The sequence below is a fragment of the Prevotella sp. P3-92 genome, from assembly GCF_002251205.1.
Classification (GTDB): Bacteria; Bacteroidota; Bacteroidia; order Bacteroidales; family Bacteroidaceae; genus Prevotella.
Genome location: NZ_NPJE01000014.1, coordinates 1 through 26,388, shown reverse-complemented (window position 1 = coordinate 26,388; position 26,388 = coordinate 1). Strand labels below are relative to the sequence as shown.

24 protein-coding genes are annotated in these 26,388 nt (G+C 47.4%); 16 read left to right on the top strand and 8 right to left on the bottom strand.

The genetic code is table 11. From position 1 onward, the window contains the following. The first annotated feature begins 247 nt into the window (after nt 1–247). The 8 genes from CIK93_RS01295 (at nt 248) to CIK93_RS01260 (ending at nt 8,311) form a co-directional block, all read left to right on the top strand. Nucleotides 248–1,051 (top strand): polysaccharide biosynthesis/export family protein, encoded by an 804-nt coding sequence (locus CIK93_RS01295; RefSeq protein ID WP_094446346.1) that lies wholly within the window; start codon nt 248–250, stop codon nt 1,049–1,051. A 15-nt stretch (nt 1,052–1,066) separates the two neighbouring features. Then, entirely contained in the window at nt 1,067–2,647 is a 1,581-nt protein-coding gene (locus CIK93_RS01290; RefSeq protein ID WP_094446345.1) for a hypothetical protein, read from the top strand. Beyond that, a complete protein-coding gene (locus tag CIK93_RS01285; protein WP_094446344.1) occupies nt 2,644–3,933 on the top strand; it encodes an oligosaccharide flippase family protein in 1,290 nt (429 codons plus the stop codon). The genes CIK93_RS01290 and CIK93_RS01285 overlap by 4 nt, the downstream gene beginning before the upstream one ends. Continuing rightward, complete coding sequence (locus CIK93_RS01280; protein ID WP_094446343.1) at nt 3,930–5,042, top strand: hypothetical protein; 1,113 nt, start codon at nt 3,930–3,932, stop codon at nt 5,040–5,042. Before CIK93_RS01285 ends, CIK93_RS01280 begins: the two co-directional genes overlap by 4 nt. Before the next feature lie 2 nt (nt 5,043–5,044). Next, on the top strand, nt 5,045–5,809 hold the full coding sequence (locus CIK93_RS01275; protein WP_094446342.1) for a glycosyltransferase: 765 nt from the start codon (nt 5,045–5,047) through the stop codon (nt 5,807–5,809). Nucleotides 5,810–5,874: 65 nt separating this feature from the next. Beyond that, on the top strand, nt 5,875–6,753 hold the full coding sequence (locus CIK93_RS01270; protein ID WP_254046706.1) for an alpha-1,2-fucosyltransferase: 879 nt from the start codon (nt 5,875–5,877) through the stop codon (nt 6,751–6,753). Between the two features lie 35 nt (nt 6,754–6,788). Next, on the top strand, nt 6,789–7,610 hold the full coding sequence (locus CIK93_RS01265; RefSeq protein WP_254046705.1) for a glycosyltransferase: 822 nt from the start codon (nt 6,789–6,791) through the stop codon (nt 7,608–7,610). Nucleotides 7,611–7,642: 32 nt separating this feature from the next. Continuing rightward, complete coding sequence (locus CIK93_RS01260; RefSeq protein ID WP_094446341.1) at nt 7,643–8,311, top strand: sugar transferase; 669 nt, start codon at nt 7,643–7,645, stop codon at nt 8,309–8,311. On the opposite strand, the gene CIK93_RS01255 is transcribed toward CIK93_RS01260, so the two are convergent. Together CIK93_RS01255 and CIK93_RS01250 are read right to left on the bottom strand one after the other, a co-directional pair. Beyond that, nucleotides 8,291–8,746 carry a lipocalin-like domain-containing protein gene (locus CIK93_RS01255; RefSeq protein ID WP_094434072.1) on the bottom strand — a complete coding sequence of 152 codons (456 nt, stop codon included), beginning with the start codon at nt 8,744–8,746 and terminating at the stop codon, nt 8,291–8,293. The genes CIK93_RS01260 and CIK93_RS01255 overlap by 21 nt on opposite strands. Next, nucleotides 8,731–10,296, bottom strand: a complete 1,566-nt coding sequence (locus tag CIK93_RS01250) for a capsule assembly Wzi family protein (protein ID WP_094446340.1) — start codon at nt 10,294–10,296, stop codon at nt 8,731–8,733. Before CIK93_RS01250 ends, CIK93_RS01255 begins: the two co-directional genes overlap by 16 nt. Before the next feature lie 308 nt (nt 10,297–10,604). Between CIK93_RS01250 and CIK93_RS01245 the strand changes: the two genes are divergently transcribed. Then, nucleotides 10,605–11,912 (top strand): nucleobase:cation symporter-2 family protein, encoded by a 1,308-nt coding sequence (locus CIK93_RS01245; RefSeq protein ID WP_094390374.1) that lies wholly within the window; start codon nt 10,605–10,607, stop codon nt 11,910–11,912. Between the two features lie 138 nt (nt 11,913–12,050). On the opposite strand, the gene CIK93_RS01240 is transcribed toward CIK93_RS01245, so the two are convergent. From CIK93_RS01240 to fldA, 3 genes are all read right to left on the bottom strand, one after another. Beyond that, nucleotides 12,051–12,821 (bottom strand): bifunctional 2-polyprenyl-6-hydroxyphenol methylase/3-demethylubiquinol 3-O-methyltransferase UbiG, encoded by a 771-nt coding sequence (locus CIK93_RS01240; RefSeq protein ID WP_094390375.1) that lies wholly within the window; start codon nt 12,819–12,821, stop codon nt 12,051–12,053. A 223-nt stretch (nt 12,822–13,044) separates the two neighbouring features. Next, the gene (locus CIK93_RS01235) at nt 13,045–13,395 is read right to left on the bottom strand and encodes a DUF2023 family protein (protein WP_094440639.1); all 351 of its coding nucleotides are present in this window, start codon (nt 13,393–13,395) and stop codon (nt 13,045–13,047) included. A gap of 52 nt (nt 13,396–13,447) precedes the next feature. Beyond that, nucleotides 13,448–13,942, bottom strand: coding sequence for a flavodoxin FldA (gene fldA / locus CIK93_RS01230; RefSeq protein WP_094390429.1), 495 nt, complete (start codon nt 13,940–13,942; stop codon nt 13,448–13,450). 440 nt (nt 13,943–14,382) lie between these two features. On the opposite strand from fldA, the gene CIK93_RS01225 reads away from it, so the two are divergent. The 7 genes from CIK93_RS01225 to CIK93_RS01195 all read left to right on the top strand — a co-directional run bounded on the left by CIK93_RS01225 (nt 14,383) and on the right by CIK93_RS01195 (nt 23,380). Further along, nucleotides 14,383–16,512: a Tex family protein gene (locus CIK93_RS01225; RefSeq protein ID WP_094446339.1), complete on the top strand. Its 2,130-nt coding sequence runs from the start codon at nt 14,383–14,385 to the stop codon at nt 16,510–16,512. A 15-nt stretch (nt 16,513–16,527) separates the two neighbouring features. Further along, a complete protein-coding gene (locus CIK93_RS01220) occupies nt 16,528–17,070 on the top strand; it encodes a TIGR00730 family Rossman fold protein (RefSeq protein WP_094446338.1) in 543 nt (180 codons plus the stop codon). Between the two features lie 6 nt (nt 17,071–17,076). Continuing rightward, nucleotides 17,077–18,297 (top strand): MFS transporter, encoded by a 1,221-nt coding sequence (locus tag CIK93_RS01215; RefSeq protein WP_094446337.1) that lies wholly within the window; start codon nt 17,077–17,079, stop codon nt 18,295–18,297. 307 nt (nt 18,298–18,604) lie between these two features. Further along, the gene (locus CIK93_RS01210; protein WP_254046704.1) at nt 18,605–18,991 is read left to right on the top strand and encodes a DUF4372 domain-containing protein; all 387 of its coding nucleotides are present in this window, start codon (nt 18,605–18,607) and stop codon (nt 18,989–18,991) included. A gap of 142 nt (nt 18,992–19,133) precedes the next feature. Then, nucleotides 19,134–20,117: a hypothetical protein gene (locus CIK93_RS01205; protein ID WP_094446336.1), complete on the top strand. Its 984-nt coding sequence runs from the start codon at nt 19,134–19,136 to the stop codon at nt 20,115–20,117. A gap of 142 nt (nt 20,118–20,259) precedes the next feature. Next, the gene (locus tag CIK93_RS01200; RefSeq protein WP_094446335.1) at nt 20,260–21,300 is read left to right on the top strand and encodes a BMP family ABC transporter substrate-binding protein; all 1,041 of its coding nucleotides are present in this window, start codon (nt 20,260–20,262) and stop codon (nt 21,298–21,300) included. Further along, the gene (locus CIK93_RS01195; RefSeq protein ID WP_094446334.1) at nt 21,284–23,380 is read left to right on the top strand and encodes a C13 family peptidase; all 2,097 of its coding nucleotides are present in this window, start codon (nt 21,284–21,286) and stop codon (nt 23,378–23,380) included. The genes CIK93_RS01200 and CIK93_RS01195 overlap by 17 nt, the downstream gene beginning before the upstream one ends. 120 nt (nt 23,381–23,500) lie before the next feature. On the opposite strand, the gene CIK93_RS01190 is transcribed toward CIK93_RS01195, so the two are convergent. The 3 genes from CIK93_RS01190 to CIK93_RS13345 form a co-directional block, all read right to left on the bottom strand. Then, nucleotides 23,501–24,502 (bottom strand): hypothetical protein, encoded by a 1,002-nt coding sequence (locus CIK93_RS01190; RefSeq protein ID WP_094446333.1) that lies wholly within the window; start codon nt 24,500–24,502, stop codon nt 23,501–23,503. Nucleotides 24,503–24,745: 243 nt separating this feature from the next. Beyond that, nucleotides 24,746–25,117, bottom strand: coding sequence for a hypothetical protein (locus tag CIK93_RS01185; protein ID WP_094446332.1), 372 nt, complete (start codon nt 25,115–25,117; stop codon nt 24,746–24,748). A 403-nt stretch (nt 25,118–25,520) separates the two neighbouring features. Next, the gene (locus tag CIK93_RS13345) at nt 25,521–25,778 is read right to left on the bottom strand and encodes a hypothetical protein (protein WP_144007638.1); all 258 of its coding nucleotides are present in this window, start codon (nt 25,776–25,778) and stop codon (nt 25,521–25,523) included. Nucleotides 25,779–26,388 lie beyond the last annotated feature (610 nt).

Sequence of the window (26,388 nt, the reverse complement as noted above, 5' to 3'; positions counted from 1 at the left end):
TATTGCTGTTCTCCCATCAGTTTCCCGACAATTCGCTGACTGTCGTTGGATTTTCGCAAGAAACAGTAATCTCATCAGGATGAGTCCTCTGCTATCGGGTAGTGGTTGGAATCGGGCAGATCAGATAAAGCCATAAGACGCGCCCTGTTTTTGGTTTATGATTCCAATTCTCCCCCATTATCTTCATATTTTCAACTTTTCTTTGTACTTTTGACAATTATTTGTGCGATTTGTCGTTATTATAAATATGAAACAACAGAAAACAATGATTTGCGGATGGATCTGCACCATGGCAACGGCAATGGTGATGACCGCCTGTGTGACGCCCAAAAACTACAACTATCTGCAAGATTTGCAGTCTGGCAGTGTGACCACAACACCTGCCAATGGCTATATCCGACTGCAGCCAAAAGACGAGATTTCTATCCTCGTGAAGAGTAACAGTGCGGAACTGGATGCTCTATTCAACAAGGGCATGACTACCACTATGAGCAATGGAAATGCACAAGGGTCGCAGTATGTGGAGGGCTACAGACTCGATGCCAACGGCAACGTAGATTTCCCACAGTTAGGCACCATTCATCTGGCAGGCATGAGACGCAGCGAGGTTGAGAACTACATCAAAACACGATTGGAGGAAGAAGGACTACTGAAACACGCCACTGTTACCGTTGGTTTCCGCAACCTCAGCTACACCGTGATGGGCGAGGTAAAAGATGCTGGCGAATACTCTATAGACAAAGATGAGGTGACGCTGCTCGAAGCACTGGGAAAGGCTGGTGACCTGACCGTATATGGCAGAAGAGACAGCATCGTAGTGGTGCGCAACGATGGCGAGCGCCACACCACCCTCATGGCAGACCTCACCCGTGGCAAAGATCTCTACGAGTCGGAAGCCTACTATGTACACCAGAACGACCTGATATATGTGAAGGCGAACCCAACCAAGATTCGACAATCAACCACCAACGGCAACGAGACACGATCCATGTCACTATGGATTTCTATTGCCTCAATATTGGCTTCGCTCGCTGGTCTCATTACCCGATAATCCTCAAAAACAACTATGAAAAAAGTTCAGAAGAGTTTTCTCCAGATGTGCATCAGCCACTGGCGATGGTTTGCCGTGAGCACCATTGCCATGACCATTACAGGGGTGTTGTTCCAGCTTGTTGTCACACCACTATATCGTCGCACCACCGACATCATGGTGAAAGATGAGACATCGCCAGGCAGTATGCTGTCGAGCATGATAGGCATGAACATGTTTGCCAATATGGGATTCAACATCACATCGAATGTGGATAATGAATTGGAAGTATTTCTCTCGCCAGCCTTGATGATGAAGGTAGTGAAAGACAACCATCTCGATATGACCTACACCACAGGCAACTGGTTTACACGCGAAGAACGCTACGGCGAGACACTGCCCATAAAGGCGCAGTTTGGTGCAGCAACAGATGCAGACAAACTGCGGCTCCGCGCCACACTACACGAGGACGGGGCTGTGGTATTGACCGATTTCGAGAAAAACAAAGAACAGATGAAAGGTGAGGTAAGCGGACACATCAACAGCGTTTGTGTCACGCCCCTCGGTCCCGTCACCTTAATATCAACTCCAGCCTTCCAAACGCTGATGCACCAGGCAAAGACACTCACCATCACCATTACCAAACAGCCACCCTACGAGATGGCAGAACGCTGTTTGAAGCGAATCAAAGGCGATGTGCTCAACAACAACACGTCGATAGTGCAACTCAGTTACGATGACGCTTTCAGCAGTCGTGCAGAACTGATACTCAACGAGCTGACAAGGGTGTATCTTCAAGCGTGGCAAGCCGACAAGGACGAAGAGCGACAGGCCTCAACCAACTTCATCAATCAGCGCATCACAGAGATAGAAGAGGCACTCAGCCAACTGGATGGCAAACTCGCCGACTACGAGCACGACAACCTGTTGGAAATAGGGGCTGCCACACCTAACGCAATGGCAATATCTGCTGCCGATATCAATGAGATGATGCTCAAACTGAGCAACCAACGGTATGTGTTGAAACACATGCAACAGTTGATGAGCAAGGAAGGAGATAACCATCAGGTATTGCCAGGCAACATTCTACCCGACAACGACAATATTGCCAAACAGATTGCGAATTACAACACGCTACTGCTGAAACGGCAGAATCTGGCAGCAAACAGCAGTGAGCGCAATCCCTTGGTGCGCGACCTCGATGCGCAGATTACGCCCATGCACAATGCCATTGCCACTTCAATCAGCCATGCCCTGTCGCAAATAGAGATTCAACTCAAAGGGGTGGTAGCCAAAGAACAGGAACTGACAGGGAAGGCGGCAGAACTGCCCACTAAAAAGAGCAAGATGCTTCCCACCAAACGCCAACAGAAGGTGATTGAATCGCTATACGTCTATCTGTTGCAGAAGCGTGAAGAAAACGGCATCGACAGAGCATTCAACAATAAAAACATACGCGTGGTAACACCGCCAATGGGAAAGTTGCGCCCCATCTTCCCCCGTAAGCTATGGACCTTTGGAGCAGCATGGCTCTTGGCGCTGCTGTTGCCCATGATAGTACTCTATATTCGACTACTCAACGACACGGAAGAAACCGAGGAAGAGAAAACAGCATGAACCGCACACGATTGAAGTCTGACATCAAACGACGCATGGCAAATGGCGCGCTATGGACCTTTACCGGGACGGCTGTGGGCAAACTGCTGGTATTGCTGGCAGGCATCGGCTGTGCCCGACTGTTGGGCAAAACCCAGTTTGGCGAGCTCGGCATGGTGCGTTCCACCATCGGCATGTTCATTGTGTTTGGTGCAGCAGGCATCGGAGTGACAGCAACACGCTTCATAGCCCAACACCGCCATACTGACAGCGCACAGGCAGCTTCCATCTGCGCCATGTCCAACCGCTTCGCCCTATGGTTTGGAATGGGAATCATGGTGGTCATGATAGGTTGTTCGGGACTATTGGCAAACAATATTCTCCACTCGCCACAGTTGCAAACAGCATTGATGCTGGGCGGACTGATGCTATTGGGATCAACCCTTAACGGGTCGCTCAACGGTATTCTTGCAGGAATGGAAGACTTTCGCAGCATAGCGCTATGCACCCTTGTGGGCAGCGTGGCAGAAGCGACATTGATGACCACCGGTGCCTGGATCTATGGATTGGAAGGTGCTGTTGTGGGATTCGGACTCGGTGTGGCGGTGCTCTATATAGCCTACCATTTTGCCGTGAGGCGCACCCTGCAACACGCAGGCATCGCCACCCACGGTGTGGCTATCCGCAAGAAAGACTGGCAACTGCTGTTGACCTACAGTCTGCCAGCAGCACTATCGGCGCTGATGGTCACTCCCGTATTCTGGACTATCCGCGCCATGCTCGTGAGGCACGACGGCTACGCAGAACTGGCAGTATTTGAAGCTGCCGACCAATGGAAAATCATCATCATGTTTGTTCCTGGTGCTATCAGTCAGATAGCCCTCCCCATCCTATCGAGCATGATAGAGAGTCAGACCTTCAGCCACACGCTCCGCCTGCACATCCAACTCATCGCAGGTATTGCCTCGCTGTTGGCATTACTGATCATTGTGGCAGTCCCTGTCATCATGCCTCTCTATGGCACAGACTACACCAACCATGTCACACTGTCACTGCTCGCCGTATCGGTGGTGTTTGCCTGTGTGTCAAACGTGATAGAGATGGCAATTTATAGCATCGGCAAGATGTGGACAGGATTCCTGTTCAATGTCGTATGGGCTGTTGCCACATGTCTGTTGGCCCTATGGCTGTTACCCCTGCATTGGGGATCGTCGGCATTGGCGATGGCAGTATTATTGGCGTATCTGCTAAAAACCATCGTGATGGGCGTTTATATCTGTTTCACTCCCAACAGTCAACCGTTATGAAGACACGCGAAGAACTCGGCATAACACTATTTGCCATCGCACTGGTATTGCTCCAGTTTGCCGGCTACGCCTTCGTTCCGCTGTTAGCAGGGGCGCTACTGCTGTTGTTTTCCCAGCACACCTTTGCAACATGTGTGAAGAGTGTACCCTTGTTTGCAGGCTTCACGGCAGCCTCGCTCATTGTCGGGCTCTTCATGATGATGGCGCGCCCCACCGAAACAGCACCATTGGCACGATGGATTCAGTTTTATTTCCTCACCGTCATGCTGATGGGAGTAAAAGACAAAAGCCGTTTGCTGACCGCTGTGAAATATACCGTTTATGCCATCTTTGCAGCCGATCTCATGGCGAATATACTGCAGGTGGCAGGAGTGAAGTTGCCATGGGTGTATCTGACCATCCGTCCCGGAGAACTGATTCCGCGCTTTCAAGGCATCAAGGGTAATTCGCTCTATTCGGGTAGTATTTCGTTTTTGGCACTATGTTTCCTCATCAACGAGATGGGACTTCGGAAAAGGTTGCGCTATTCTGTAGCCTTTCTGATGGTGGTCAATCTGCTATTGGCAGGGTCACTCCGCTACTTCATCTCGTTGGCGTTAGTCTTGGTGCTCATCACCTTCCACCTCTATCGCCATCGAAGCTATCTGCTGTCGGGAATATGTGCCACGATAGGTATGGTGGTTGTACTGACCCGATGGACAATGATGAGCAGTGAGAGTAATTATTTTCGTTATAAACTATGGGGACACACCATCGACCGACTCAACGACAGCCCGTTGGTTGGCAATGGTTTTCTGTTTCAACAAGTGACAGACCACACGCGCTTCAGCGTCAGAACGCTGGCAACAGCCGATGTGACAGAATCGACCATTCTGCTCTTCGGATTGTGTTTCGGACTCCCATTGATGTTCTTGTTCATCGCTTCACTATTCCGCACCTTCTCACATTACAGTAGCTATAAACACTATGCGCCCGAACTAGGACTGTTTCTCGGACTGGCACTCGATCTCTTCTGGGGTGGCAGTATCGACAATGTATTGTCGCTCTCTGTATTGTTGATTTGCATGTATCTCATCAATCAGAAACATCAAACCTTATCACATCCGTAATCATGACTCCCAACTTCTCTATCATCATCCCAACCTACAACCATCTGGCATTAGCACAACGTGCTATAGACAGTGTGCGCAGCCAAGAAGGGGTAAGTATGGAAATCATAGTCTGCGACGATTCTACCGACAATCGCATCGAACAGTATGTCATGGGACTCCACGATGATCGAATCAATTACCACCACAACCGACCTCAGTTGGGGGCGGTGGGCAATTGGAACGAAGGACTCGGCAAGGTTACGGGCACATATGGCATTGTACTCCACCACGACGAAGCCTTGGTGGGCAACAACTATCTCGCCCAGTTACTGCACGTCATACGACAGACCAATGCCGATATTGCCGTATCGGAAGTGCACGTCATGATAGGAGAGAAACGAAAGAAGCGACACTTTCCTTCACGATTGAAACGATGGATGCTGCACCACCCCACCACGCTATTTGGCCTCAACGCCATCGGGCCATGTGCCTGCGTAGCATTTCGATGCGACAAGCGACAGGCGTTTCATGAGCCGTTGCAATGGCTGGTCGATGTGGAATGGTACTACCGTATGCTTCGCGCGTCAGCCATCGTCTATTATCCAACACTCATCGTGGAGTCAGCCCACGACCACGAAGGGCAGATTAGCCGTAGCATCCATATCTATCAAGCGTGGCAGCATGATGCCAAAATCATCGGTACCATGCACAAGGGCATTTCTCTACGACTCATGCTGGCCATCGGGAAGACGATTATGACCGTCAAGCAACAATTTGGCAGATAGTTGCGCCAAGATATTTCGCAACATCGTTTGCATTTCTGCTGATTTATCATTACCTTTGCATAATAATGGCACAACCGATAAAGATTGTCAAGATACTTGGAGGACTTGGAAATCAAATGTTTCAATATGCCCTCTATACCGCCTTGCAACGACACCATCCCGATGAAATGGTGATGGCAGACCTGCATGGGTTTAATGGCTATAGGCGAAAATACCAACTCAACGAGGTGTTTGGCATCGACATCAAACAGGCAACATGCGGAATGATAGCCCACGTGGCTTACCCCTACCCCAACTTTCAATCATGGCGGTTTGGTAGCAAGTTGTTGCCCAAGCGAAGAACCATGTGTGTAGAGCCACACAACTTTGCCATCGACCATGTGGCTATTAGCCGACAAGGCAACACCTATTATGATGGTTACTGGCAACATGAGGAATATTTCAGCGACTGCCGTGACATACTCATGGAACGATTCCACTTTCCCGACTTCGCCGATGAAGCCAACACCGCATTGGCACAACGGTTGGAAAAGGAAGAGGCTGTCAGCATCCATGTGCGGCGCACCGACTATATCGGCGATAAGCTATTTTATGATCTCACCGCCACCGACTATTACACCCAAGCCATCCACTACATCCGACAACACGCTCAGGCACAGTTGTTCTGCATCTTCTCCGATGATATTGTATGGTGTAAAAACCATCTGCAACCATTGCTCAACGATGTAGAAGCCATCTTTGCCGACTGGAACAACGGCAAACAGGGCATACAGGACATGCATCTGATGACCCTCTGCCGACATCATATCATCGCCAATTCATCGTTCTCATGGTGGGGCGCTTGGTTGGCAACACAGACCGGTGCCATCAACATTGGGCCAAAGCTCTGGTGGCGACGACAGGCTGCGGTCACTCCTGTGCCCAGCCATTGGATAACCATATAACAACGCATGAACAGATGTATTAAAACAAGCAAGCCATGCAACAAATAAACTGCAGTATATTGCTCTCCGTCTATCATCGGGAAAAGCCAGAATACCTACGTCAATGTTTAGACAGCGTGTTCAGTCAGACTTTCCGTGCCAGCGAGATAATACTCGTGGGCGATGGCCCGCTGACAGAAGCGCTGGACACGATGATTGACTGCTACCGAAACAATTATCCCGAACTGCAGTTTGTGCCACTCAAGGAAAACCGTGGACTTGGACTGGCACTCAACGAAGGTCTTCGCCACTGCCACAACGACCTTGTGATGCGCATGGATACCGATGACATCTGCTACCCCAACCGACTGGAACTGCAATACAACTACATGGCAGAACACCCTGACTGTGACGTGTTGGGAGGATGGACCGACGAGTTTTGCGCCACTCCCTCAGAGACCATCTCTATACGGCGGTTGCCCGAGCACCATGCCGACATTGTGAGGTTTGGCAAACGCCGCAACCCGATGAACCATCCTACGGTGATGTTCCGCCGCGAAGCGCTGATGCGTGTAGGTGGATACCATGACATCTATCTGTTTGAAGACTACGACCTATGGGTAAGACTCATCATGGACGGGGCACGATTTCACAACCTGCAACAGCCGCTCATACACTTCCGCACCTCTACAGACTTCTTCGGCAGACGGGGCGGCTGGCGATACACCAAGTCGGAAATCAACCTATTGCGATCCTTTCATCAGTTCAAGTATATCAGCACCATAGAGATGACAACAAACATGCTGATGCGGTGTGTTGTAAGACTGTTGCCCAACAAATTGCGACAAAACATCTATATTTTCCTACTACGTAGATAATAAAACCAAGATTGCTACGTTAAAAATAACATATGAATAATACCCAAACAAAACAAATAGACAACTATATATACGATGGCATGAATGCTTTTGAACGAGAAGTGAAGCGATGGTTCGACTTCATCATGGCAGGAATGTGCATCATCATCTTCTCCCCTTTGTTTCTCGCCTGCTATCTGGCAGTACGGCGTGGGAAAGACGGTCCCATCATCTATCGGCAGGAACGCATCGGACGCTTCGGACGCCCATTCTACATCTATAAATTCCGCACCATGGTGACCAATGCCGAGAACAGCGGTCCTCAGCTCTGCAACAATGCCACCGATATCAGACTGACTCAAGCCGGACGATGGATGAGACGCTACCACCTCGACGAACTGCCACAGTTCTGGAATGTGTTGAAAGGAGAAATGTCGTTTGTCGGTCCACGTCCTGAACGTCCCTACTATATTGATCAGATTATGGAAAGAGATTCACGCTATCAATTTCTATATCAAATACGTCCAGGAATCACCTCCTATGCCACCATTTACAATGGCTATACTGATACCATGGGAAAGATGCTTCGCCGCCTGGAGATGGATCTCAACTATCTGAGACACCGTTCGTGGTGGCAAGATTTGAAAATATTATCCATTACTTTCTATAAGATTGTCACAAAAACGATAAACAACAGGGCATCAATATTTACGGAAATGTAGGCGTAAATATTGCGTTTCAAGAATCATTTTATCATTATCAAGGCATTTGATGGCAAACGACTGTTGCAAGGCATCAAATCCGAAAGGACGCATCACCTCAAGGTCGGTCACCTCCTCATCGGGTTCGTCGCGCAGATGCAGATAAGGAACAGAGAGGTTCAATTGGTCGTCTGTCCGGTCGAAATGAAACAGATATCCCGTGCCGTTGCTCTCCTCATTCTCCAACAAGCGCACTTCTATCAAGCGGTTTTGCACAGCCCAATAAATCATCGATTGGCGCATGTCTGTTGTGCCTTCTGTGGCAAGAGTATCTACTTGGCGCAGTTGCCAGAAGCCATCGAGGTCGCCATTGCCTGATGTCTCGATGTCGCAAGCCACCAAAGCCATACATATTGTCAATACAAATATCAGCCGTTTCATTATCTCTTTCTCCATTTCAGTATTCCGTTTTTAATCAAAGTGAGTTGCACACCATAGTTGTCGCCCAGCAACGTTCCGCTGTCCATGGCAAGAGCTCCTCTGAGCGTCCATCCCCGAGTCCATCGTTCCTTACCATCGCGCAAGCGGTAAGAGGCTTCAGCCAATAGACTGACGTTATGCCGTGGATCGGGAAACGGTGCCCAATAGGTGCCAAAACCTTTCTGCCACGTAGCCAGTAAGCGATAATGTAAGCGGGAAGAAGGATCGCCGGCAATACCAAGATGACAGGCTACAGTACGGTTGTTCTCCACAGCAATACGATGGTCGCTATTATAAATAGGTGAAGTATAAAGTGGATTGCCCATCACCTCACCCCAGTGTTGCCATCCGGTATAGAGGTAATGGTTGTAATAGTTGTCGAGACCTGCAATCTGGTCTGACAGTGTTTGGTCGTGGTCATGATACATGGCACCACTCTGATACTTAGTATAGAGGTATTCAAACACCATCTTATTCATCCATCGTTGGTCGGGAATACGAAGTTCAAAGCCCCACAACATATCTTTGAAGGCATAGAGATTGTAGCGCCGTTTCACCTGCGTGTTCCATTGGCCTCCCTCGCCATATCCATCAGGACTGAGATGGGTCAGCGCCGACTGGTCTTCAAAGAAATGGTCGGCATAAAGACTGAATCCCCATTCGTCAGCATCGAAATTGAAACGTGCCAGCCAACTGCCTAAGGTATTGCCTGCAGCATTGCGGTTCTCCGTTTCCAACACATCGCCGCCTCCTGGCACCAATGCCTTTATCATTCCTTTCAGTCCGCCTTGATTGTGATAGGCCTTCATCGAGCCATCACTTTGCCGCAGATATGAGGTGCCGCCAAACTGTGCCGCCATCTCCAGTCCGAGTTCAAGCGACACGATGATTTTGTTGGCATTTCCAATACGCAGATAGCCTGCCTTGCTGTGATAAAGAGTGCTTTGCGTGTATTTATATTGCCTTTGGGTAAACTCAGTCTGCCAATGGTCATCGGTTGTCTTGCCATAGGCAATATGTCCTTTTATGGCAAGCCAATGGTGTGTGCCGGGAATGGTCCAATAGTCGGGCAAGGAAAGTCGCACTTGTGGAACAGGGCGGGCATTGATACCCAGAGTTTGTGAACCACTGCTGAGTTCCTGATCTTTCAACTGCATGGGTTGTTCTTTACTACCCACGGTGATCACACCCTTGAGCCAGCGCACCTCAGCATAGGCTTGTTGAACAACAAAACGGCTGGTATATCTGCCCGTTAAAGCCATGTCAAGGCCATAACCAATACCCCAGCGCCGACTATCATCACGTGAGAGTGGACGCTCTATGGTTGCACGCCAAAAGCCATTAGTAGTTTTGAGCGAACTGAGTCCATACTTATTGGCATGAAGCCATAATGGCGAATGATCACCCGCCGATGCCGAATTCTGGCGTTCCATCCGATAGTCAAGACTGTCGGCAAGAGGTTCGCGCTGTTGGGCATGGGCATTGAATGTGACGGCAAGAAGCGTTGCTATTGCAATATATTTCATATCTGGCTACAAAGATACGATTAAGCGAGCGAAGTACAAAAGAAAAATCACTTTTTCTTTTGTACTTCCGAGCGTGAGTACCTTAGCATCTCTGGATGCAGAGATACACTAATTTTGCAAGAGATACAAGAAGATAGTCCAAAAAACATGTCATAGGCATCGTCCTAAGCTGGCATCAAAGTCTATCAGCTCCTTGCATGGAATGAGAAATGGATATGAATAGGTTTTGAATGGTATTTCTTTGGATATTCCCGAAAAAACAATTACCTTTGCAAGGATTTTTTAATTCTCATCCATTACATTTTTATATGGGACAAGACATCAGTAATCTCTATCAACTCGACGGACGTGTTCCCGTCGGCAAGGCCGTACCCTTCGGTCTGCAACATGTACTGGCCATGTTTGTCAGCAACATCACCCCTATCATGATTCTGGCAGGTGCTATCGGTATCGATAGTGTCACCAGCAGTATGCTCATTCAAAACTGTATGATTATTGCCGGTATCGGCACGTTGGTACAGCTCTATCCGATATGGCGCATCGGTTCACGGTTGCCTATCGTCATGGGTATTTCATTCACCTTCTTGTCGCTGGCCATCAGCATCGCTGCCACACAAGGCATGGGTACACTGATGGGGGCCGTAATTATCGGTGGATTGGTAGAAGGCACACTCGGCCTGTTTGCACGCTACTGGATTAAACTGATTCCACCTGTGGTGGCAGCAACGGTAGTAACTGCTATTGGATTCTCGTTGCTTCCCATTGGTGCCAACTCGTTTGCCGGAGGACAAGGAGCTGCCGACTTTGGCAGTATCAACAACTGGATTGTGGGCAGCATCACCCTACTCACATGTCTGCTCTGTCAGGTGTTTGCAAAAGGTTTTCTTCGTTCACTATCTGTTTTGGTAGGTCTTGTGGCAGGTTACATCCTTGCCTTGTGCATGGGCATGGTCGATTTCAGTGGCATCGGTAGTCGTCCTATCCTGTCATTGCCCCATCTGTTGCCTTTCACCCCAACCTTCAATATCGGAGCCATTCTGTCTATCGTTGCTGTCTATCTGGTATCTGCTACCGAGACTATTGGTGACACGAGTGCGCTCTGCAATAGTGCTTTGAAACGCGACCCCAACGAGCGTGAGATGGGAGCCGCTGTCAGTTGCGACGGTTTCGTCAGTTCGGTATCGGGACTGTTTGGCTGTACCCCTATCACCTCTTTCTCACAGAATGTAGGATTGGTTGCCATGTCGGGCATTATCAACCGTTTCACCATCGCCACGGGTGCCCTCATCATGATTCTGGGTGGAATATTCCCCATGATAGGTTATGCACTAACCACGATTCCACAATGTGTTTTGGGCGGTTGCACGCTGATGATGTTTGGCAGCATCCTCTATGCTGGCTTCGGCATGATGGGCCGTTGCGGTTCATCTCATCGCAACATGGTCATTGTCAGTCTGTCGCTGAGCGTCGGACTTGGCTTCACCCAAGCCACAGAGATGTTCAACATCTTCCCTGAGATTGTCCGCACCGTATTCGCCAACAACTGTGTGGCAGTGGTGTTCCTATTGGCAGTCATCCTCAATCTCGTATTGCCTAAAGACAAAGCCGAGGCTTAAACACCCTATATTCTATGCGATTTTCCCCATCCACATGACCGCTTATTGATCATGATGGATGGGGATTTTTTCTCGAATCGGGTGTTAGGATTTAGGAGGGACCTGAGTGTTCTGTTCAGGAAGATGAGCTGTTTGATGTCAAGCGCGCACCACATCTACCACATGACTGCCTGCACCGATGAGATCTGCACGCTCGGAAATACTCTTCTGATAGGCTATGAAATGGGCAAAGGTCTCATCACTCATACGATTGAGTCGTGTACGCATATAATCAGAGGCACCATCAGGCGAGAATATCGTCACTCGTTCCAATCCTGCATTTTCGTCCAATCGATTAATATCCTCCAAACGCACATAGTCATACAGTTCGTCTGCCTGTGCTTGAATGTGGAAATTCTGATCCACTACTCCTCTATCCAATAAGCCTCCTATTCTGTCTTCGTCAAAACAATACGACAGAATGCTATATTCGTTCATCAGATAGGCAACAAAGATCAGACCTCCTGGCTTGGTCACGCGCTTGGCTTCTTTTAATGCTTTCAATTTCTCATCATCACCAATAAGATGATAGAGCGGACCAAGCAGAAGCGTGACATCTGCCGATGCTGTAGGCACAAACGGCATGTGGCGTGCATCGCCCTGCACAACATCGGCTGTTGGTTCCCGTTTCAAAAACACATCAATATTGCGACGCACCAATTCCACAGCTTTCACCTCATAGCCTTCTGCCATGAGTGCCGAGGTGTAGCGCCCTGTACCTGCACCAATATCAAGCAAACGATAACCGGGTTTCAGAAATCTGCGCAGATGGTACATGGTGGTTTCAAACTCAACAATACCGTGTCTGCGCAGTAAGCGCAAGTCTTCGGGATGTTTGTTATAATGTTTCTCTATATTGGATAATGCCATAATGCTGTTCTATTACGCTTGTCGAATGAAAGCGCAAAATTATGGGATTATTTTGAGACAGCCAACTATTTACGTGTATTTCTTTCCCTGTACTTGCAATTTCTATAACATGACGAGAAAGATCAAGCCAAGACGTCCCATCTGCAATATTCCATTTATAGAATCGACAGATGGGACTATCTTGAACCAGAATCGGTCAGAAAGCTATGGTAAGTAGCGCATGTCAGCTCACCCGTTTCTTGCGTTCGCAATAGCGTTCACACTGTGCACAGATGTCGTAGCCTAACATGGCTCCTAAGATAAAATCCTCTTCTGGAGAAAGATGACACAACGGTTTTGTGACCATCATACGGATAGCATCCAGACATTCACGTTTGCCAAAGAAGAGATTGAGGCGGTCGTTGCCGATGGGCTGGATGATATAATCAATATCCTCGCGCTTCAGCTTCGACACGGCAAAAGTTTCATACTTTTTGTTGAAGGTGAACAACACCATACGGCGCACACCTTTTTTATACTCATAAATATGGTTCATCAGAACCTTCAGATCTATTGGCATGGTGACTGACTGCATTGTGACTGGAGTTTTGGCCAAATCGCTTATAGGATTTGGAGATTGTTATTGACTATAAAAATGGTTTAATGGCTTCGAGCCATGTATCGATGCGAGTTTCTGTTTTGTCGCTTTCGTTAATATCGTCAAGGGCAAGTCCTAAGAACTTTCCATTCTCTACCGCTTCGCTATCGGAGAAAGAATAATCATCGGTTGGAACTCCTTCGAGCAACGTTGCACCTGCAGCTTTCACTACGTCGGCAATTTCTTTCATACCGCTACAGAACGTATCTGAATAAGAATCGCTGTCTCCACAACCAAACAGGGCAACGGTTTTTCCGGTTAAGTCGGCGCTCTTGAGCGTTTCTACACCAGAATACCAGTCATCCTGCATTTCGCCCACTCCCCATGTGGAAGTACCGAGAATGAGGTTATCGTTGGCTACTACGATATCTGAACTGATATTGGCAACATCTAATGCACCCACGCCGAGCTTGGCGGCTATGGTTTCAGCAATTCCCTGGCATGTACCTGTGGAAGAACCATAAATAACAATTGTCGGTTTCATCTTTTCTGATTTACTATTGCTTGTTGTTGAATCTTGATTGATGCTGCGGGGATCAATCTCCATGAGACAGACACACCCGCAAGAAACGTTTCTTGTTTGCGGTTGCAAAGTTAGAGGTTTTGCGCTTATAGTGCAATACCTAAAAATTGTGGTTCTATTTATTTGGCTTAACGAAAGCGTGAGATTTCTGCTATCAATCATCATAATACACGCCACAACGAACTTATACAACAGACAATATCACTTCATTTCCTGGATGAGCAAAAAATCTGCTTTTCTTCGTATTTCTCTCGTTTAATCGTACCTCTGCATCACGGATGCGAAGGTACTCACGCTCGGAAAAACTCAAATATAATTTGGTTTTTCGCTCGCTTAATCGTACCTTTGTATTTTGACAAAGACAAAAACGACAAAATGCCAGAAAATACCCGACATAAGATATGAACGTATTTACAAAAATCATAGCCAACGCCCTTGCTTTGCCTGAGCGAGGCGTGGACAATACTATACAACTGCTTGAAGAAAACTGTACCGTTCCTTTCATCAGCCGATACAGAAAGGAACGTACTGGCAACATGGATGAAGTGCAGGTGGCAGATATTGCACTCATGCGCGAAAAACTACAAGATGTGGCTAAACGCAAAGAAACTATCGTGACGACAATAGAGGAGCAAGGAAAAATGACTGATGCGCTACGAAAACGTATTGAGGATTGTTGGAACATATCGGAACTGGAGGACATTTATCTGCCCTACAAGCCTAAACGTCGCACAAAAGCTGACATCGCACGTGCACAAGGATTAGAACCGCTCGCCAATACCATCATGCTACAACGGGATCCTAACCCGCAGATGACAGCACAGAAATACGTCAAGGGTGATGTGCAGTCTGCCGACGAGGCATTAGAAGGCGCCAAATTTATTATTGCCGAAACGATAAACGAAAACGAGAAGGTGCGCAAAGAGATACGCAACGTATTTCGCCATAACGCAGTCATCACATCGAAGGTTGTGAAGACCAAAGCAGAAGACGAAGGTGCACAGAAATACAGCGACTACTTCGATTTCTCTGAACCTCTGAAGCGTTGTTCCTCACACCGACTTCTCGCCATGCGTCGCGGAGAGAAGGAGGGATTTCTGCGTATCAGTATTTCCGCCGATGACGATGAATGTAAGAACAGAATCCGCAGAATATATGTACAAGGACGAGGCGATTGCAGTCATTTGGTCGGCGAAGCGGCTGACGATGCCTTCAAACGCCTGCTAAAACCATCAATAGAGACAGAATATGCCCTATCAAGCAAACAAGCTGCCGACAACGAAGCTATCAAAGTTTTTGCCGAAAATCTGCGTCAACTTCTCTTGGCTGCACCATTAGGACAAAAACGCGTGATGGGCGTAGATCCCGGATTCCGTACCGGATGCAAAGTTGTCTGCCTCGATGCCCAAGGCACATTACTCCACTTTGAAGCCATCTATCCCCATGCTCCTAAAAACGACCGTCAAGGGGCTGCTCGTCAAGTACTTGACATGGTGAAGAAATACAAGATAGAGGCTATTGCCGTGGGCAACGGTACTGCAAGTCGTGAGACTTCCACATTCTTGAAAGAGATTGGACTTGATACAGATACCAATATCTTTGTAGTGAGTGAAGATGGAGCATCGGTCTATTCGGCATCAGAAGCGGCACGCGAGGAATTCCCCAACGAGGACGTTACCGTGCGCGGAGCCGTATCGATAGGCCGACGACTGATGGATCCGCTTGCCGAACTTGTGAAGATTGACCCCAAAAGTATTGGCGTGGGACAATATCAGCACGATGTGGATCAAGGAGAACTGAAAAAGAGTCTTGATATGGTGGTGGAATCATGCGTTAATACCGTTGGAGTAAACCTCAACACGGCAAGTCGTCACCTCTTAATGTATGTCAGCGGTCTCAATGCCACAACCGCCAAAAATATCGTGGAATATCGTGAAAAGAACGGGGCCTTCAAATCGCGTGCAGAACTCAAGAAAGTTCCACGCCTCGGTCCTGTAGCCTTCGTGCAATGTGCTGGTTTCCTACGCATCCCTGGAGCCAAGAATCCACTCGACAATAGCGCCGTTCATCCCGAAAGCTACGATATTGTGAAAGCAATGGCAAAGGACAAGGGATGTACTGTGGAACAACTTATTGACAACAAAGAACTACAAAAATCGGTTGACCTCAAGAACTACGTTTCCGACACGACCGGTATGCCCACCCTTACCGACATCATGGCAGAACTTCAACGGCCTGGTCGCGACCCACGTGCAGCCGTAGAAGTATTCGAATTTGACTCACGCGTACATGAGATTAATGACCTGCAAGTGGGAATGCTCTTGCCAGGAATAGTGACCAATATCACCAATTTCGGAGCATTTGTAGATATTGGTGTTCATCATGACGGACTGGTACACATCTCACAACTGGCAGACAGATTTGTGAAAGACCCGAATGATGTGGTGAAACTACACCAACATGTAACAGTAAGAGTGACTGAGGTTGATATAAAACGCCAACGCATATCGTTGTCGATGAGAGGTTTATAAACATTTAAAACAACTATGAAAATTACAGTATTCTGCTCTGCCAACGAGCATATAGACCCCGATTTCTTCAGTATGACAGAAGAGTTGGGAAAATGGATGGTAGTCAACCATCACGACCTCATCTTTGGAGGCACCAACCAAGGACTGATGAACTGCATCGCTAAAACCGTACACGATGGAGGTGGACGGGTCATCGGCGTTGTACCATCACTTGTAGAAAAAGGTGGACGAACATCCGACTATATCGATGTACATATCCCCACAGATAACCTTGCCGACCGCAAGAGTCTGATGATTGACCAATGTGACGTGGTGGTTGCTCTTCCTGGAGGTGTTGGCTCGCTTGACGAAATCTTCTGTGTAGCAGCTTCAAAATGTATCGGATACCATGCTAAGAAAGTCATCCTTTATAATATGAAAGGATTTTGGAACGCACTCATCGCACTCATGGATGACCTCGACCAAAAAGGAATGATTCGCGGAAACTGGCACAATATGATTGAAGTGGCAGACAATTTCGAACAACTCAAACAATTGCTGAACGCAATAAACGACTGATAACACATGAAATCAATAGGTAGCATCATCAAAGGAAGACCTTCCATGACGGAAAGAACAGTCTATTCCATGCTGATGATATGTGGCATTTCCCACTTTCTCAACGATATGATCCAGTCAATCATCCCGTCCATCTATCCTATCATCAAAGACAAATTTGACTTCTCCTTCGCACAGATAGGCATCATCACCTTGGTATTCCAAATGACTTCGTCCATCCTACAACCTTTTACTGGCTATTATGCCGACAAGCACCCACGCCCCTACGCCCTGTCGATTGGCATGTGCTTCACATTAACTGGGTTGCTGTTGCTGGCATTTGCAGAAAACTATCTTTTAATCCTTCTGGCAGTAAGCGTGGTAGGCTTTGGCTCATCCATATTCCACCCTACTTCATCACGCGTGGCACAGATGGCTTCAGGCGGCAAGAAAAGTTTGGCACAAGCCATCTTTCAGGTAGGAGGAAACGGCGGTTCTGCCATGGGGCCACTCTTAGCCGCCATCATCATCCTGCCTTTTGGTCAACATGCGATTGCCTATTTTGCTATTGCAGCACTAATTGCCGCTATCATCATGATAAGGCTTGGAGCATGGTTTAAAGCGCGACTCGTCTATGCTGTGAAGCATCCGCAAAAGGATACGGGACTGAATACCGACATCTCCAAAAGGGCGAAATACGGAGCACTAACCATCTTGATTCTGCTCGTATTCTCAAAATATTTCTATACTTCCTGTATCACAAGTTACTTCACGTTTTTCCTGATCCACAAGTTCGGCGTCAGCGTACAAACATCACAAATCTGCCTATTCGTTTTCCTGACCGCTTTTGCCATTGGCACATTGGCAGGAGGAATGTTTGGAGACAGATTCGGAAGAAAATACGTGATATGGTTCTCCATCCTCGGTGCAGCACCATTCGCATTAGCCATGCCATTTGCCAATTTCACTTGGACGATAATCTGCGCTTTCCTTTCTGGATTAGTTATTGCATCGGCATTCTCCTCGATTGTGGTTTACGCCACAGATCTGATGCCCGACAAGGTGGGATTGATTGCCGGCATCTTCTTCGGACTGATGTTTGGATTGGGTGGTCTCGGATCTGCCTTCTTTGGATGGTTGGCAGACAAAACAAGCATCGAATTCATTTTCCAGGCAAGTGCCTTCCTACCATTATTGGGCATTATCGCAGGTTTTCTGCCAAACACCCAAAAGAATGGAGGGCATTAGGCCGAAACACGAGAACCACGACTCACCACATGACGACTATCAACAAACTGTCGATTGGTAGTTTATCTGTTCCCGAAGCCATCCCGAACTCATCCCGAACCTTTTTCGATTGGATCCCAGTTGAGAAAGGTTCGTTCTCGTCAACTTCCCAATAACTTCTCGATAGAGGTTCATTCGGCCTTTACTAGTGATGCGATAAATTTCGCTTAACTATATTTATATACCTAATATTTAATCATTTACAAGTGTTCTTTTATTTTTTGATTTGAATTTGATAGAGTAATTTTGCAGCTAAAACTGCAGAATTATGAATATCGGCAAATATATCTTCGCTCAGGTCATTGACTTCATACCTCGCTATCAGTTCGACAAACTGGTAAAGAAGTACAAAGGTGACTGGCATGCAAAGGATCTGACATGCTATAATCAGTTGCTTCATCTCCTGTTTGGACAGATTACAGGATGTGATTCCATTCGTGATATTTGCTTGTGTCTTGAAGCTCACGGCAGCAGCATTTATCATCTAGGAATACGCAAGACTGTTAATCAATCCAATCTGTGCCGTGCTAACGAGAAAAGAGATTACCGCATCTACGAAGGACTTGGAATATATCTCATCGGCATAGTCCGACCTATGTACTCCAATACAAAGGTGGCAGAGATAACGATAGAATCAGTACTAATTAAGAATTAAGAATGATAAAAGTGACTTTTCACGGCTGAAAAGTCACTTTTTTCCATTTTGAACGGTGTTTTCCCGTTTTTTCTTTTCTGTTTCCCCTTTTTTCATTAATTTTGCAGCACAATTTTGTAAATAACTTAAAAATAAATTAGGAATGAAGAAAATGGTTCTTTCTGTGATATGGCTTGCGATAGCGGGAGTATTCACAACAATGACAATGTCGTCTTGCTCCGACGACGACGAGAACAACAGCAGTAATGGTGGTGGCATTACCATCAAAGGTGTTGACCAGGCGGAGTATTTCCGCAAGAACCTTGGAATCTTTTCCGAAAACGACAGCATCCTCTTTCCAATGCGAATGACTGTCTTGGACGCGCTCACTCCTACCGTCTATAGCTTCTTTGTAGAAGATATGGAGGAGGCAGAGAGGTTGTTCCTTGCTTGGATTCCCGACAAGGCTCTCGATGGCGTGAGCCGCAACGGCAGCACCATAGTCTATGCTCCCCGCGACGCACAGGGAGCGTCACAGGGTACCATCACTTTCCGCGCTGCCCTGCCAACGGAAACGGCTACGCTTGCCGTGGTTGAGTTCAACGGAGTGAACAAGATGAAAGGCATCGACAAGATAAAGTTCCAGCCTGAGTCGGCGATGCCAGACAATTCTTACGTTTATCCCGAGCGTCGGGGTTTAGGTGCTATAGAAAATGGCTATTGGTTTTATCAACAAGTGCCAAAAGAAGAGATTTTTACATGGCATAGTGATAAGGAAAAAATGACTTATTACTATACTTACCCCTTAAAAGTACGCTTAAGTCGAGTATATGATATGAATTCAGTTTGGTATTCTGGGTTTTGTTTTGTTTGTTTTAAAATTGCAATGGAGAATGACCCAAAGTTTAAAGCAGAAGTAATAAAAAGGCTTAGTAAAGATCGAATTGAAATATTCGTGGGAGGGGGGCCTATATTGTACCCCGGAGGCATACGTATCACTTTCTGCTCTTATCTCTGCGGGAGAGATGAATTTGTTTGGGGCTCAATGTTTAGTTTTAATAAATTACCTCCATCTGATGACTATTGGCTTCTTCGTGGCTATGCTGTTAAGGACGGTGAAACAATTAGTATTCCACTGATGAATTAACGTGAACTTGACGAAATATATCTTACCAGGGTCATAGGGACGTAGGTTCGTTATTTGTCGCGAATCAGTGGTACCTGTCCCTATGACCCTAGGCACTATTTTATAGACAACTTGAAATAATGACATTTTAGTATAATCACAAATGAATGGTATCATAACAAGGAATGTTATCCGTGTAGTTTTTATAGTAGCCATCCTTTTTTCTATTGTAGGGTGTTCTGATAACGATGAAAACAACACTACACCCTCATTGACTTCCACTAATGTGGTGGAGGTCGTGTTCTCGCCATCCGGCTTCGGTGACTTGGGCTATAACGACATCATACTCACGGGACTTGAGGAGTCGCGCAAGCGGCTGGGCTTCGACGTCATGATGCATGTGCCCGCATCGGTGGAGGACGGTATCGCCATCTACAACAAATGGGCGCAGAAGACCGCCAAGGACGAGAGACGGCTGTTCATCTTCGCCAGCAACCAGTATGAGAGTGCCTTGCGTAACTCCTCGGTGCGCCCTTCGGACGCCAACAGCTCAGTGCTGCTCTACGAGACCCACAAACCCATCGACGGCGTATATACCTTCCGCATAGGCATGTATGGCGCGGCATATCTCATCGGTGCATACACAGCCCTAACCAATAAGGATGAATCTGACTACAAGGCAGCCGTGCTTGCCGCCAATCCCTTCGACCGTAATGTTGACGGAGCCGCACAGGGATTCCGCGACGGGTTCATTGAGGCAGGAGGAGCAGATGCCACCATATCTTATATCTCCGACAGGGACGGCGACGGCTACAACATGCCCGATGAAGCATACGCCCTCTGCACCCGACTTTACGAGTCGGGCCACACCTTCTTCTTCCCCGTGGCAGGCGGCAGCAACAAGGCTGTATATCAGTTCTCGCGCAACCAAGGTGTCTATACTGCGGGTATCGACGGCGACATGTCTGCCTATTCGGGCCTGATGAACTGTTCGCTCGTCAAGAACATCGGCAGTGCCACCAAAGACTTCATCGCCCTGTGGCTTGATAAGAAGGAAATACCCCAACACCAGGATTTCCTCTGGGATTCGGGTTATGTCAACGTCATCTATTGTCACGACTGGAAGGAAACTGACGCACAAGGCATAGAAACATTCAAGAACAATATCTTAGGAAAGGAAACAGAGTATGAAAAGAGCAAGTAACTTCTTTAACTCCCTATTAATAATAATCTTCCTCCTCCTCTTCTCCTGCTCCGACGACAACAACATCGCCACCGACAGTCCTGAGGCCATCTCCAACCGCGAGGTGAAAATAGCCGTGGTGCTCAAGAAGGGCGACCGCCAGGAGCGCGTGCAGCGCATACTCGACATGGCACGCGAGAACATCACAATGGCAAGGGGCGGAGTAGTGCCATCCTACGAATACTACGACGAGGACACCACTGCCCTCGCTTCCTTGGCCGTGGAACTCGCTTCGCGCCAGGACATAGCAGCCGTGGTGGGTTGCTATGACGACCAGCACACCAAGACGCTCGCCTACGAGTGCGCCAAGACCGACAAGACCATGTTCACCTTCAACACCTCGCAGGAGTTAGCGCGCATCTTCGGTCAACACGGCAACTACTGGGGACTCTCCGAGAGTGACATCACGCAGTGCGAGATACTGCTCTCGCTCATGGCTGATGGAGGGGTTCAATTTGATGTAGCCTTGCTTGCCTGCGACAACGACTACGGACAGACCTTCGTGGATTGGTTTGCCTTCCAGGCAGCCGAGATGGGACTTAATCCCGTGGGCCTTGCCACATATAAGGACAAGTCGGAAATCCCCGATGCCTATCTCAAGGCGTGCGCCAATAATCCTACCTTGACATTATGCGTGCCAAACAATGCCGAGGAGGCTTCCATCATGTACGAATGTACCAAGATGGACAACTTCTCCCATTTCTCTGTACCTTTCTTCACCGACCGTGCCTACGAGCCCGCCATGCTGAAGAACGAGGGACTTGTGGGACTCAACCTTGTGGCTGACCCCGCTTCGGGCTTTGGCGTGGTGTATAAATCTCGCTTCGGCGAGGCTCCCATCCATGGCGATGCCGAGCTGTATGATGCCATCATGCTCACCTGTCTTGCAAGCCGTTATGACGAAGTGCATAATCTCGACAACCTCAACTATGCCGTCGGCACCCTGCTCTACTACCACTCCGACAGTCAGGGCGGATGGATGTCGGGCAACATGAAGCAGGCTTTCGAGACGATTGCCGAGGGCGGTGTACCCGAGGTGAGCGGTGCCGTGGGCAAGCTCGATTTCGATCCCAAGAACTACACGCTCATCACCCATTCCACCTACGACTTCTGGATGGTGTATGAGGGACAGTTCCTCTCGCTCAACTATATGAAGCGTTCCGAGGGCGAGCACTCCTCGTCTCCCATAGTCAGCTGGGAATGGAACAAGACCTACCAGCAGCAGTTCGACGAGCACATGTCCGACATTGGCTATCCTGCCCTCACGGGCAACAAGGCGGTCATCATTGCCGGTTCGGGCGGTTGGGAGAACTACCGTTTCCAGGCCGATGCGCTCGAATACTACCAGATGCTCCGCAATTCGGGCTATAGCGACGACGACATCATACTCATCATGGCTGACGACCTCGCGCAGAACGCCAACAATCCCGAGAAGGGAGTGGTGCGCCGCTCGGTGGATGGAGACAACCTGTATAAGAACGTTGTCGTTGACTACCGCCTTGAGGACATCACCTACAACGACCTTGCCGTCATCTTCTCGGGCAAGCCCGACGTTGCCCATCCCGAAGTGCTCGACAGTGGCGCAGGCGACAACGTGCTCTTCTTCTGGAGTAGTCACGGCATGCCGGCAGGACTTGCCCTTGGCGACATCGACCTAGTGTCGGGTAAGCAGATGGCGCGCATACTGCAGAAGATGAGCGACGAGCAGCGGTTCCGCAAGATGATGTGGATAGTTGAGGCATGCTTTTCAGGCGGAGTGGCAAAGGAGTGCGAGGGCATTCCCGGACTGCTCGTGATGACGGCAGCCAATGCCAACGAGTCGTCGAAGGCCGACCTGTGGTATGCCCCCTATAATGTCTATCTTACCAACCGCTTCACATCGTCCATCATCTCCCGTCTGTATTCCGACCCTGCGACATCTCTCCGCGACCTCTACAACGTGGCGTTCACAGGAACTCTCGGTTCGCACGTCACGATATACAATGCCGACAACTACGGAAACCTCTATCAGAACACAATGAGGGAATTCTTGGGGAAGTAGGAATTAGGGATTAGGTCACTTTTAACTTTATTGACCAACGACTTTCAATGGTATTTCGGCGGCAAAGTTACGAAAAAACATTGAAAGTCGTTGGTCAATAAAGCATCACTTCCGATAGTACTAATAACTCATTCCACTTTTATAATCTACTATATAGCCTTGGCACACCCAATACTGTTCTGACTCATCAAGAGATTCAAAAGCTTCATCTACAGGAGGATCACATTCAGAAATCATTATATCTTTATAAGTTTTATTAATGTAGATTTCGGCTGTTTTAATCATGATTTCGTCTCCCCCAAAGTACTTGCCAGCTTCGATAATAATCTTATGGTCACCCGGGTTGAAATTATCACATACATGATCATTAAATTTTGTACTGAGACTCGGCATGATACAGAAACTCTCGAAAGCATAATTCGTATACCAGAATTTATCACCCATTTTCTCAATAAGTTCCTTTCCTGTAATTAACTTTGGAAGGGCAGCGCTATAATATAGTCTTGTTCCATAAGGATAATCAAAAAAGTCACCTTTCTGTACTTTACCCCAAAACCAATTACCAGATTTAACTTCTTCAAGGGTTAAATGCTGCGGCACGCCACCGAACTCCATATTGTCTGGGTTTGCCGACTCGGGCTGGAACTTTATTTTGTCTATGCCCTTAATCTTGCTTACGTCCTTGAACTCCACTACGGCAAACGTAGCAGTCTCAGATGGCAAGGCTGCACGGAATGTGATAGTGCCTTGCTCTGCACCTTGGGCATCGCGCGGAGTATAGACAATGGTGTTGCCGTTGCGGACAACAGCCTTGCGAGCCTCTTGTGGAATCCAAGTGAGGAACAATGTCTCAGCTTCCTTCTCGTCTTCCACAAAATAGCTATACACCGTGGGGGTAAGCTTGTCAATGGCTTTCATTCTGAATGGGGTGCCAAGGATGTCATTCTTGGTAAACGCACCAAGAAACTGACGGAAATACTCAACCTGGTCAACGCCGTTAATTGTAATACCGTCACCATTATCTTTCTTGTTGTCATCATCGTCAGAACATGCCGACAATGTCGTAATGGTGCATACGCCTACTATCGCAAGCATAATAACTGAAAAAATAGTCTTCTTCATACTCAAAATTATTAATTAATTCAATATTTCGGCTGTAAAGTTACGAAAAAACATTGGAAGTCGTAGGTCAATAAAGCAAAAATTTTGGTCAATAAAGATAAAAGTGACTTTTTCGCAGCACTTTTAACTTTATTGACCGATGATTTTCTTTATTGAACGAAATTTTGCTTTATTGATTAGGTGGTTTGCCCGATGTTTTGTAACTTTGCAGAGATATTTTGAATAATTCACTGAACTTTCGCTTTAATTATTAATTATTTTAATTCCATTCTTAATGACAAGCCCTTTCTCTCTATTCTGCTCTACACCTCTAAGGTCATAGATGCGCTCACTGTCTTTTGTATCTACTATAGCAGATTTCAGAGATGTCGGGGTGGCGATGTTCTTGAATTCCTTCCACACCTCGGCATTGCGGTAGGCCTGCTCCGAGCCTTCGGGCACGATGAGCGTTGCCTGCTCTGTGACAGGCGACTGGAATGCCTCCGCCTCTGCCGTCATCGTCTCATCGTCGCAGAGGAATGTAAGTGTATTACCATAGTGGTAGAACTTCTTAGCTTCGACGTCAGTGAGATTCATCGCCACCAACGCTAAAATAATCATAATGGTCTTTCTCATAATTCATATAATACTCGCGGCATCTCCTATGTTCGTAAATATGCTGGTAAGAAAAGATATAACCTTATACATGCGGCTGAATTAGCAATTAATCTGTGTCATCCGTGTGATCCAAACAACCAGGGAAATACTAACGCTATCATCAAGAAATGGAAATCAGTGGAATCAGTAATTCCTATGACTATTTGTCATAATGTAAAGTTGTAGGACGCGTAATACGATGTCGATGTAAACATATTATTCTTATATTTGCTAAAATGATGGGGATGGGGGCTTTTGGGTGATGGTTTCATTTTATAGCGCCTTTTCTTGCCAAATCAGAGCTCAAGTGCACTTAACTCTACTCTCTGGCTTTACGAAAACGTGGTGTTAGGCCTACTATTGAGGCCGTGAAGGGTTGTGTTTAGGTGCTTGTAAGTGGATGTTTAGGACGAGTAGAGTGTGTCTTTGGCGGTTGTTGGGCAGTATGGTAGTGAGGTGTTTTTAGAGCCTGTGAGGGGCTTTTGATGTGGGAGGGTGGAATGTGCAGAATGGGTGGAAAAGGCTTGATTCGCCGTGAGAATGCCTGGGTGGGGCCGAAAGTGCTGCTATCTGCCTCGCAGGAGCATGGTGAATGGCAGTATGCTGGTTTGTGGTTGCAGAAGGGCATTCTGCCAGCCATGACGGAGACAAATCGTCGAGTTGCCGATAGTTTCTCGTCGGCATCTCGATCGACGTTCGTTGCTCTTTCGTTCGTTTTTTGCTTGTTCCTCGTTCGGTCCTCGTTCGGTCTTCGATAGACTAACGAATAACGAACGAGAGACGAACGAGAGACGAACGAGGACCTAACGAGAAGTTAACGGGAACCGAACGAGAAGCGATCGGGAAACCGTGGTCTCTCTGTCGGGACCGGATGGCGTGTTGAATTACTTGTTTTGTAAACATAAGCGACTGTTTAGTTGTAAATTATTTATTTAACTTTTGATTTGAAGGTTTCTTTCTTGTTTTGGAAATCATCCTCGGCTTGAAATACAAATATACAACATGGCACCCACGGAATGCAAGAGTTTTGGCACGTCACGTATAGGAATTTAATTATATTTAACTATAGTATAGATAAATTTACTTAAAATTATTAAACGCGTACACGGATTGCACGGATGACACTCTAAGTTTGCAGAAGAATGCGACGCAGTCGCATAAATGTTAAATAATCAAGGTAAAACTATGATTGCTAAAGACAGTTTCGTACCTTTGTTGTAAAAAGGTAGAATCGGTCTGTCGAAGAGGTA

Bases quoted from the DNA above. Each gene is read 5' to 3' on its own strand.
- CIK93_RS01265 (WP_254046705.1), top strand. From the start codon at position 6,789: ATGCAACAAATAAACTGCAGTATATTGCTCTCCGTCTATCATCGGGAA.
- CIK93_RS01245 (WP_094390374.1), top strand. From the start codon at position 10,605: ATGGGACAAGACATCAGTAATCTCTATCAACTCGACGGACGTGTTCCC.
- CIK93_RS01225 (WP_094446339.1), top strand. From the start codon at position 14,383: ATGAACGTATTTACAAAAATCATAGCCAACGCCCTTGCTTTGCCTGAG.
- CIK93_RS01215 (WP_094446337.1), top strand. From the start codon at position 17,077: ATGAAATCAATAGGTAGCATCATCAAAGGAAGACCTTCCATGACGGAA.
- CIK93_RS01210 (WP_254046704.1), top strand. From the start codon at position 18,605: ATGAATATCGGCAAATATATCTTCGCTCAGGTCATTGACTTCATACCT.
- CIK93_RS01260 (WP_094446341.1), top strand. From the start codon at position 7,643: ATGAATAATACCCAAACAAAACAAATAGACAACTATATATACGATGGC.
- CIK93_RS01190 (WP_094446333.1), bottom strand. From the start codon at position 24,502: ATGAAGAAGACTATTTTTTCAGTTATTATGCTTGCGATAGTAGGCGTA.
- CIK93_RS01185 (WP_094446332.1), bottom strand. From the start codon at position 25,117: ATGAGAAAGACCATTATGATTATTTTAGCGTTGGTGGCGATGAATCTC.
- CIK93_RS01255 (WP_094434072.1), bottom strand. From the start codon at position 8,746: ATGGAGAAAGAGATAATGAAACGGCTGATATTTGTATTGACAATATGT.
- CIK93_RS01250 (WP_094446340.1), bottom strand. From the start codon at position 10,296: ATGAAATATATTGCAATAGCAACGCTTCTTGCCGTCACATTCAATGCC.
- CIK93_RS01240 (WP_094390375.1), bottom strand. From the start codon at position 12,821: ATGGCATTATCCAATATAGAGAAACATTATAACAAACATCCCGAAGAC.
- CIK93_RS01235 (WP_094440639.1), bottom strand. From the start codon at position 13,395: ATGCAGTCAGTCACCATGCCAATAGATCTGAAGGTTCTGATGAACCAT.
- CIK93_RS01275 (WP_094446342.1), top strand. From the start codon at position 5,045: ATGACTCCCAACTTCTCTATCATCATCCCAACCTACAACCATCTGGCA.
- fldA (WP_094390429.1), bottom strand. From the start codon at position 13,942: ATGAAACCGACAATTGTTATTTATGGTTCTTCCACAGGTACATGCCAG.
- CIK93_RS01200 (WP_094446335.1), top strand. From the start codon at position 20,260: ATGAATGGTATCATAACAAGGAATGTTATCCGTGTAGTTTTTATAGTA.
- CIK93_RS01290 (WP_094446345.1), top strand. From the start codon at position 1,067: ATGAAAAAAGTTCAGAAGAGTTTTCTCCAGATGTGCATCAGCCACTGG.
- CIK93_RS01205 (WP_094446336.1), top strand. From the start codon at position 19,134: ATGAAGAAAATGGTTCTTTCTGTGATATGGCTTGCGATAGCGGGAGTA.
- CIK93_RS01195 (WP_094446334.1), top strand. From the start codon at position 21,284: ATGAAAAGAGCAAGTAACTTCTTTAACTCCCTATTAATAATAATCTTC.
- CIK93_RS01280 (WP_094446343.1), top strand. From the start codon at position 3,930: ATGAAGACACGCGAAGAACTCGGCATAACACTATTTGCCATCGCACTG.
- CIK93_RS01270 (WP_254046706.1), top strand. From the start codon at position 5,875: ATGGCACAACCGATAAAGATTGTCAAGATACTTGGAGGACTTGGAAAT.
- CIK93_RS01285 (WP_094446344.1), top strand. From the start codon at position 2,644: ATGAACCGCACACGATTGAAGTCTGACATCAAACGACGCATGGCAAAT.
- CIK93_RS01295 (WP_094446346.1), top strand. From the start codon at position 248: ATGAAACAACAGAAAACAATGATTTGCGGATGGATCTGCACCATGGCA.
- CIK93_RS01220 (WP_094446338.1), top strand. From the start codon at position 16,528: ATGAAAATTACAGTATTCTGCTCTGCCAACGAGCATATAGACCCCGAT.
- CIK93_RS13345 (WP_144007638.1), bottom strand. From the start codon at position 25,778: ATGGCTGGCAGAATGCCCTTCTGCAACCACAAACCAGCATACTGCCAT.